Origin of the sequence: Rhizobium sp. NZLR1b, from assembly GCF_019685155.1 — a bacterium.
Lineage (GTDB): Bacteria > Pseudomonadota > Alphaproteobacteria > Rhizobiales > Rhizobiaceae > Rhizobium.
Map to the genome: position 1 here is coordinate 72,916 of NZ_JABDWC010000031.1, position 8,709 is coordinate 81,624.

At 60.0% G+C, this 8,709-nt stretch carries 7 protein-coding genes and 1 tRNA gene; 5 read left to right on the forward strand and 3 right to left on the reverse strand.

All coding sequences use genetic code 11. From position 1 onward, the window contains the following. Nucleotides 1-19: 19 nt before the first annotated feature. The 4 genes from HJB84_RS29975 (at nt 20) to HJB84_RS29990 (ending at nt 4,340) form a co-directional block, all read left to right on the forward strand. Nucleotides 20-1,333: a sugar ABC transporter permease gene (locus HJB84_RS29975; protein WP_221117694.1), complete on the forward strand. Its 1,314-nt coding sequence runs from the start codon at nt 20-22 to the stop codon at nt 1,331-1,333. Between the two features lie 14 nt (nt 1,334-1,347). Continuing rightward, nucleotides 1,348-2,130 carry an ATP-binding cassette domain-containing protein gene (locus HJB84_RS29980; protein WP_007630865.1) on the forward strand — a complete coding sequence of 261 codons (783 nt, stop codon included), beginning with the start codon at nt 1,348-1,350 and terminating at the stop codon, nt 2,128-2,130. A 205-nt stretch (nt 2,131-2,335) separates the two neighbouring features. Next, nucleotides 2,336-2,412: transfer RNA gene (locus HJB84_RS29985), tRNA-Arg, on the forward strand. Nucleotides 2,413-2,513: 101 nt separating this feature from the next. After that, nucleotides 2,514-4,340 (forward strand): site-specific integrase, encoded by a 1,827-nt coding sequence (locus HJB84_RS29990; protein ID WP_259671213.1) that lies wholly within the window; start codon nt 2,514-2,516, stop codon nt 4,338-4,340. An 88-nt stretch (nt 4,341-4,428) separates the two neighbouring features. Here the strand turns inward: HJB84_RS29990 and HJB84_RS29995 are convergent, their stop codons facing one another. Both HJB84_RS29995 and HJB84_RS30000 read right to left on the reverse strand, forming a co-directional pair. Further along, on the reverse strand, nt 4,429-5,097 hold the full coding sequence (locus HJB84_RS29995; protein ID WP_221117695.1) for a hypothetical protein: 669 nt from the start codon (nt 5,095-5,097) through the stop codon (nt 4,429-4,431). Between the two features lie 858 nt (nt 5,098-5,955). Next, entirely contained in the window at nt 5,956-6,786 is an 831-nt protein-coding gene (locus HJB84_RS30000) for a recombinase family protein (RefSeq protein ID WP_311045008.1), read from the reverse strand. A gap of 138 nt (nt 6,787-6,924) precedes the next feature. Here HJB84_RS30000 and HJB84_RS30005 point away from each other — a divergent pair, with 138 nt between their 5' ends. Then, nucleotides 6,925-7,857 carry an STM4504/CBY_0614 family protein gene (locus HJB84_RS30005; protein ID WP_221117696.1) on the forward strand — a complete coding sequence of 311 codons (933 nt, stop codon included), beginning with the start codon at nt 6,925-6,927 and terminating at the stop codon, nt 7,855-7,857. Nucleotides 7,858-7,996: 139 nt separating this feature from the next. Here HJB84_RS30005 and HJB84_RS30010 read toward each other — a convergent pair. Continuing rightward, on the reverse strand, nt 7,997-8,709 hold a 713-nt coding region (locus HJB84_RS30010; RefSeq protein WP_221117697.1), incomplete at its 5' end, for a hypothetical protein.

Here is an 8,709-nt window from a genome sequence, read left to right on the forward strand (position 1 = left end):
ATGGGGGAACGGCAAACCCATGGCCGAAATGGTAAAATCAACGACATCGAGCGGACCGCGAGCGGCGGAAGCCAGTCCGGTGACCCGCTTCTTCCGGGCGACCGAGATCGACACACGCCTGCTCGGCATGATCGGCGCGCTTGTTATCATCTGGATCGGTTTCCACATCATCACCGGCGGCCTGTTCCTGACCCCGCGCAATCTCTGGAACCTTTCGGTCCAGACGACCGACATCGCCGTCATGACCACCGGCATGGTGCTGATCATCGTCACCCGCAACATCGATCTTTCGGTCGGTTCCGTGCTCGGCCTCTGCGGCATGATCATGGGCGTGACCCAGGCGAAAATCCTGCCGGAGTATATCGGTTTCGACAGCCCCTTCACCTGGGCGATCACGCTGCTGGTCGGCATTGCGGCAGGCTGCCTGATCGGCGCCTTCCAGGGCATCATCATCGCCTTCCTGAACGTTCCCTCCTTCATCGTCACCCTCGGCGGCCTGCTCGTCTGGCGCGGCGCGACCTGGCTTGTGACCAGCGGCCAGACGGTTGCGCCGATGGACCAGACCTTCCGCATCATGGGCGGCGGCGCAGAGGGCTCGATCGGCGCCACCTGGAGCTGGATCGTCGGCATCGCCGCCTGCCTCTTCGTCGTGGCCAGCATTATCGGCTCGCGCCGGCAGCGCCGCCGCTTCGGCTTTCCGCGCCGGCCGATATGGGCTGAATATTTCCTCGCCACCCTCAGCTGCGTGCTGATCCTCGGCGCCGTCTCTATCGCCAACAGCTATTACTGGCCGATCAACATCGCCAAGAAATATGCCGAGGCCAACAATATTCCCTGGCCCGAAACCGGCCTGGATATTCCCTACGGCATCGCCGTGCCGGTGCTGATCGCCATCGTCGTCGGCATCATCATGACCTTCATCGCCACACGGCTGCGCTTCGGCCGCTATGTCTTTGCGATCGGCGGCAACCCCGAGGCGGCGGAGCTCGCCGGCATCAAGACCCGCTGGGTGACCGTGCGCATCTTCGCGCTGATGGGCATTTTGGCGGCAATCGCAGCCGCGATTTCCACCGCCCGCCTCAACGCCGCAACCAACTCGCAGGGCACGCTCGACGAGCTTTACACCATCGCCGCCGCCGTTATCGGCGGGACGTCGCTGGCGGGCGGCACCGGCACGATTGCCGGCGCCATGCTCGGCGCGCTCGTCATGCAATCGCTGCAATCCGGCATGGTTCTCGCGCATGTCGACACACCGCTGCAGAGCGTCGTCGTCGGCACCGTCCTCGTCGTGGCGGTCTGGCTCGACACCGTCTATCGCTCCCGTGCCAAGTGAGAGGAGCCCTAAACATGGCTGATCAACGCACTCCCCTCGTGGAACTGAAAAACATCTCGATCTCCTTCGGCGGCATCCATGCCGTGGACAATGCCTCGGTCGATCTCTACCCCGGCGAAGTCGTGGCCCTTCTCGGCCACAACGGCGCCGGCAAATCGACGCTGATCAAGATCCTCTCCGGCGCCTACAAGCGCGACAGCGGCGATATCCTGATCAACGGCGAGCCGGCCGATATCCGCAATCCGCGCGATGCCAAGAAATACGGCATCGAGACGATCTACCAGACGCTTGCCGTCGCCGACAATGTCGACGCCGCTGCCAACCTCTATCTCGGCCGCGAGCTGAAAACCCGCTGGGGCACACTCGACGACGTGGCGATGGAAGCCTCGGCGCGCGAGGTGATGGGGCGGCTCAACCCCAACTTCAAGCGCTTCAAGGAGCCGGTGAAGGCGCTTTCGGGCGGCCAGCGGCAATCGGTGGCGATCGCCCGCGCCATCCTCTTCAACGCCCGCATCCTGATCATGGACGAGCCGACGGCGGCGCTCGGCCCCCAGGAGACGGCGCAGGTGGGCGAGCTGATCAAGCAGCTGAAGAAGGAAGGCATCGGCATCTTCCTGATCAGCCACGACATCCACGACGTCTTCGACCTCGCCGACCGCGTCTCGGTGATGAAGAACGGCCAGCTCGTGGGCCACGCCCGCACCGAAGATGTGACCAAGGACGAAGTGCTGGGCATGATCATCCTCGGCAAGGTGCCGCCCAAGGCAATCCCCGGCCCCGGCGCCATGCAGATCTGAGCGCCGTCAGGCGCCCTGCCCACAACAATCCCGCTCCGCCGCCCGCAAGGCCGGCGGAGTTTTTATATCAGCTCCCATAGGTGACGAATAAAAACACCCTGCAAATCGCAAGCATCGGTATTTCTGAGAATTTCGCGATTGAAGCCGGCCGCAAGCTAGGCTAAGAACCACCCATCGGACAGGCGATTCAAACCGCCTTCGGCATGCACCCGTAGCTCAGCTGGATAGAGTGTTGGATTCCGATTCCAAAGGTCACAGGTTCGAATCCTGTCGGGTGCGCCATACTTTTCCTAATGCATTGAGACTGAAAAACATCTAGGGTTTCAGAACCTTAGCGAGAGCCGCCTAGTACACAACGGTATCGCACAAAGGTGGGACACTCGATGGCAGGGCTCAGCTACATGCAGAGACGGACTTCAGGCATCTACGAGTTTCGCAAGCGGCTCCCTCAGGAGCTTGCCGGAAAGCCCGCGCCCAAGAACGCTCCCGCCGTCCTCACAGAACTCGTCAATCCCGCTACGGGGCGCTTCAAGCGAGAGCTTACGGTCTCCCTGAAGACGACCAACTTTGCCGATGCCAAGCGCAAGGACATGAGGGAGGCCCTGAGGGTCATCGACCTTTTCGCCTTGGCCTCGCGCTACCAGAGAGGGGAAGTGGGTGAGGAGGTGGTCTCACTACTACGCTTGCCTTCAGTCGAAGAGATCGAGGCCGATACCACCGCCGCCTTGCTCAAGGAGGACGAGGCCGAAAGGGAGCAGGGAGACCCACGGCGCTATATGCAAACCCCAGAGGAGCGGGCGCAGTGGCCGGACCTCCTAGACCCCGGCTTTGGTCGGCTCGGGATGGCTGAGGGTCACCTTGAGGCCAAGCAAGACTGGACGGAGACCCTTTCGAAGGAGTACCGCTCAGCCTACGCCAGCCGTAACCCCGATATCGTGAAGGCGGAGCTTCATGCCTACCTCAAGGCTGGCAACCATCCCATAGACCCCTCATCATCTTACTACCGTGAGGCAGGCCTTGCGGTCCTTAGGGGTCACGTCAAAGCCTATGACCTTATGCTGAAGAGGCAGGAGGGTGAGGACGTACCAACGCCCAGCCCTAGCCCAGCCAAGGGGCCGACACTATCGGAAGCCTTCAAGGCATGGCGTGAGGGGACCCCGGCAAGGGGCGGCAAGAAGGCATCCCCGAGCACGGTCAGAGAGGCGGAGAGGGCAGTGAGGTACTTTACGGAGTGGCATGGGGACCTGCGCCTAGGGGATATCACCAAGGAAAAGGCGCGGGACTTCCGCACCAATGGGCTCGCGAAGATACCCACGCGACTGACCGGGAAGCAGCGCTCTATGTCGCTCAGGGCTCTCGTGAAGGCAGGGGGTGGTGGGCAGGAACTCATTCATGCAGCAAGCGTCAACAAGTATCTCAACCTCTTGGCGGCCATCGTGAGCGCCTGCGAGCGGGAGGGCTTGATGGATGGCCTCCCCGGCTTCAGCAATCCCTTCACCAAGCTTGGTCTCACCATCGACAAACGCAATGACGCCAATCGCCGTGAGCCGTTCTCTGAGGCGGACCTCAAGGCACTCCTTGGGAGTGGGGTCTATGCTAGGGGCGAAAGGCCGCTGGGTGGTGGCGGGGAGGCCGCCTATTGGTTGCCGCTCATCGCCCTCTTCTCCGGGGCGAGGCTCAATGAAATCGCTCAGCTTCGCATTAGGGACCTGAGGCAGGACCCAGAGATCGGCTTGTGGTTCATCGACATTGGGACAGAGGGTGATCGGTCGATTAAGACTGCAAGCTCCCGAAGGCAGGTCCCGTTGCATCCTGAACTTATCAGGCTGGGCCTTCTCCGCTATCGCCAAGACCGGCTTCAGAAGGACCGCAAGGACACGGCCAGCCTGTGGCCTGACCTCAAGTCTGCCGATGAGGCCTATCGCTCGACGGCATGGTCTAAGTGGTTCAATCGCTATCTGCGGACCTCTGTAGGTATCAAAGACCCATCAATCGTCTTTCACTCCCTGAGGCACAGCTTCAAGCGGATGGCCCGGGATGCCGGTCTCTCGGAGGAGCTTCATGATGCCTTGACGGGCCACGCGGGAGGCGGCGGGGTTGGGCGGAGCTACGGCTCCGGGTTTGGCTTGAGGGCTCTCGGGGAGGCTATGGCGAGGATAGGGGTCCCCTCACCTGTCAAGGCTCTGCCCGAGTGGGAGCCTCGAAGGTAGGGGCATGGTGGTGGCGGTAGGCTCCGAGACGGGAGAGAGGGGCCGAACCCCTTCAACATCCTCCCCCCGCCTCAGCCTAAGGGTCTGGCTACTCGCCTACGACCCTGAGGTAGCTATGGCCGTGCTTGATGTCGTAGAGCCGGAAGGCCCCTCGAAGCATGGCGAGATAGTCGGTCTTGCTGAGCAGCTTTGCGAGCCCCCAGTTGGTGGCCCGCTCATCGTAATCCGCAAGGGCGGCTTCATAGGCCTCCCGGCGTCCCCTTGCGCTCCGCTGAGGGCCGGGGACAATGGTGAGATTGCTGGCCGAGAGAAGGTGGTGGTCTCCCCTCATCTTCACTAGCTCTCCCTTCTGGGCATCCGCGAGGAGCCGTTGTAGGGTTATACCCATGCCGGGCCGGGAGAACACTTCGAGGTAGTGAAGTTCCTCGCCACCCTTCTGGTTCTTGTCGAGATATGCTCCCCCGTTGAAGAGTGAAAGGACTCGAAGCACAAGGAGGCCTTCGGGCTCGATGAAGCGCTCATTGCGGTCCTTGACGGTGAAGGCAATAAGCCCGGCCTCGCGGTCGTAGCGGGCAGCGGTGAGAGAGCCCTGAGGCAGGCCTTGAAGGAGGTCTTCGGGGCTGGGGATGGGGTGGGTAGTCTCCCCTATCACCTTCATGCCCTTGAGGGTCTTGGTGGCGGCATTGAGGTAGCCTAGGAGTGCCTGCGCTGCCTCTGGGGTGGTGGGGTCGTATGTACGGATGTCTATGCGTGTCATAAGGGGTTAGCCTTTCTGTTGGGCGCAATGGGTCGGCTCCGGGGCTGAGTGCTCCGAGAAGTGACCTTGCGGTTAGGTTGGTGAGGTGGTCTGGGGTTCGGCGGTAGGGTGTTGGGTTGCGGCAGAGACCTAGTGCCCGAGTGGCCCTAGGACCGATGACATCTCGGGGGAAGGTCTCTGTGTATGGGGCCTTGGGCGGCCTCAATGGGGGCGGCAGGGAGCCTTTAGGGAGTGGTCTGGTCTCCCCATCTTCCCGTGCTCTGGGTCGGTCCCTGCATGGTGGGCATAGGGAAGGCTAGTAGGCTGCTCAGAGGCAGGACCTAGCGGCTAACTTAAAGGGGACACCTCAAGGAGACTATGATGATAAGGGTCTAGTCCCCTACTGCAATACTATAGGTTACCTTAGAGTTTCCCCCTTCATGTACTCCGTGCTAACTTCGGGCGACTGCATAGCTCCGAGTTCAGCTATGCGTTTTCTGCAGGCCAATGGCGAGGAGCAATAACTCTATGGCAGGCTCCGAGCCGCCCCCCTCATGTACTCAGCTCTAATTGCCATTTTGGTTGTCCGGCTCAGGATACGCAACTCCAGCGTAGCTTGAAGTGGCGTCCTTCATGTAGTCCGCCCTAATTCACCTTACAGGCAAGCTCGAAGCTCAGCCCTTCATATAATAGGCCCTAATTTGGCGGCCTCCCTCAGAGGAAACTTTTGCCATGCTAGGGGCTGACCCGGGGCTTCCTCCTCATATAGTCCGGGCTAATTATTTTTGGCCAATTCATTCCTCGAATAGCGGTCACCACGAAAAATCTTACCCTTATGGCCTTTGCGCCAAATCCCCTCTTGGCGACCCCAATGGCGAGTTACGCGGATGCTAAGCGCTCCCTCACCCGGATCACGCTCTGAGCCGTCCAGTGCCCGCCACGTGGCGACCTGAAGCCCCTCGCGTTCAACTCCCCGGCCAGCCGCCGCGCGGACATGCTTGAGGAGGGATCTATGTCGCCTAAGACTTCGCGGAAATCCTCAGCCCGCTCCTGAGCGCCTGCCTTGACGCTCGCCATTGCCGCCCCGTTGCCAATCCCCTTGAGGCACGCGGCCCCATTCGGGTTCCCTAAGCGCAGAGGACGCGTGGTGCCGTCTTCGAGCCGCCTTACGGGCTCCTCCCCCTTCGCTTCTAATTGCGCCCGCTCACGGGCCAAGGCATCACGCTTGACTGCAAGGGCCGCTTTGGTGCGGGCCTGTATCATCTTCCGCTCATGTTCGGCCACCAGCGCCAAAACGCCGATGGTAAGATCACACGCATCCGGCATATCCGCAGCGACGAACTTTGCGCCGCTGTCCCGGAGAGCCAGCAAGAAGGCTGCATTGCGGCTGAGGCGGTCGAGCTTGGCGATGATGAGTGTTGCCTTGGCGTGTTTGGCGTGTCTGAGAGCGGCCTGAAGCTGGGGCCGATTGTTCGCCTTGCCGCTCTCTACCTCGACGTATTCGCAAAGGTGTTCTGCGTGGCCGCAGGAGCCCGCTGAGCGGCTTCGGATGTGGGCTGCGACTGCTTCGCGCTGGGCGTCGAGCCCGAGTCCTGAGGCTCCCTGACGCGCCGTAGAGACGCGAAGGTAGGAGACGTAACGGGGCTGGCTATCGGGTTGCCCCCTGGCCGGGGCGGTGGTGGCTAGGATTGAAGCTGTTGAGCGGGACACGGGCAGGACCTTCCTCGATTGCCTATTCCCAAACAGTGTAACGACGGTTAGGTAGTTTGTGAAGGGTGCTTATTCAGACATCTGGACGGAAGCGTGTGGCCGTGGCTCAATACTCGGCAAAGAGGTGAGGCGATTCGCATGGCGGTATACGATCTTTATTCAAAACGACTGGCCCGCCAGAAGGGCGAAGGCGCAGATGTCTACAAATATGACGAGATACCGCAACAGCTTCGCGTCCAGATCATTCACATCATCGATAAGGCTTTAGGGGACAGGAGGTATGTTGATGGCAGCAGCCGGGCAGATCAAGCATATCGTGTAATCGTCACCACACTGCGGCAGGAGCTTGGCGTGTTTATTTTGCCACCCGCGCACAGGGAATATAGTTATTACACCGAGCTACGAGACTTTTTTCTTGCAGCCCAAAACGCTGAGACTTGCTTAGACTTAATTGAGCTTGTCTTTCGAGTTATCGATTACTCAACTCGCACATTCGACTATATGAACAAGAGCGGATACAACGAGCGGGCCGATGAGGCGATTGCCGACCTCAATATCAGGTTCAAAGAGAATGCGGTTGGGTATCAATACGTTGACGGGGAAATCGTCCGGGTAGACTCGGAGTTAATACATGCGCAGGCCGTGAAGCCTGCCCTGCGCCTCTTGAACACCAAGGAGTATGCGGGCCCGCATCAGGAATTTTTGAACGCTTATGGGCATTACCGCGAAGGCAGGAACAAGGAGGCACTGAATGACTGCCTCAAGGCATTCGAGAGCACAATGAAGGCGATCTGCGACAAGCGGGGCTGGACCTATGACGCCGGAGACAACGCCAAGGCACTGATCAACATCCTCTTCCAAAAGGGCCTAGTGCCGCCGTTCTGGCAAAATCAGTTCGCCCACCTCAGGGGGCTTCTGGAGAGTAGCATCCCCACGGGCCGCAACAAGCAGAGCGGACACGGGCAGGGAGCGACACCTACCACCGTCCCCGACCATATGGCCGCCTACATGCTGCACATGACGGCCTCGACCCTCGTCTTTCTCACCATGGCGGAGCAGAGCCTTCCTTGAGGGGAATGGCGGGAGGCGGTGGCATCCTTCAATTAAGGTGGGTCCCATCTGGGGCGGCAGGGGGGAAAGCCGCTGCACGCTGGCACGTAGGAGACCTCTCGCATGAGAGAACCCCTTTTTAGTCGGCGGGAGCCCACTGCTAGAACGGTAGATCGTCATCCGCTAGCGCCAAGCGCGAACCCTTTAACGGGAGCACCGGGCCTGCAATAAGCTTTGGTTTCGGCGGGCCTTCAAGTCGTAGTATTTCCGCATCTTCACTCTCCTTGTCGACGCCAATCAGGTGGGTGATGGTCGAAATGGCATTGGGCGCGTCAGCAAGGAAGGCGGTTCCGCCACCGACCATGGCACCGATTGAAGCCAATACGGCCAGCGATACGCCAAACCTCAGGCGTTCCTTGTGCAGCTCATTACGAAACTCTTCAATTCTTCCCAGCAGGCGAAGCTTCTTGTCTTCCGAGAGGTTGCTATCCGCGACGGAGGTTTTGAGCTTGGTTAGTTGATCCTCAATGAGACCTTTCGTCTTGTTGGCAAGCTTAACGGAAAGCGCGTCACGGCCCGAAGAGTTGCGCAGCTTAATCTTTGCTGTCACCCCGGTCACCATTCTGGTGAATTCTCTAAGGTCCTTTTCAACTGTATCGAAGTGGTCAACGTAGCTGATTCCGTTGATGCCCAGCTCCTCAGCGCTAGCGGCAACGATTGTCATATACTGAATACGCACCTCTGAGTGACCTGCCACTGCGAATTTCTTCCAGAATTGATTAGAGTCCGGCCTTACGAAGGACGGACGAATGAAGAAGCAGAGATTTACAGAAGAGCAGATCATCGGTGTGCTGCGTGAGCAGGAGGCTGGCG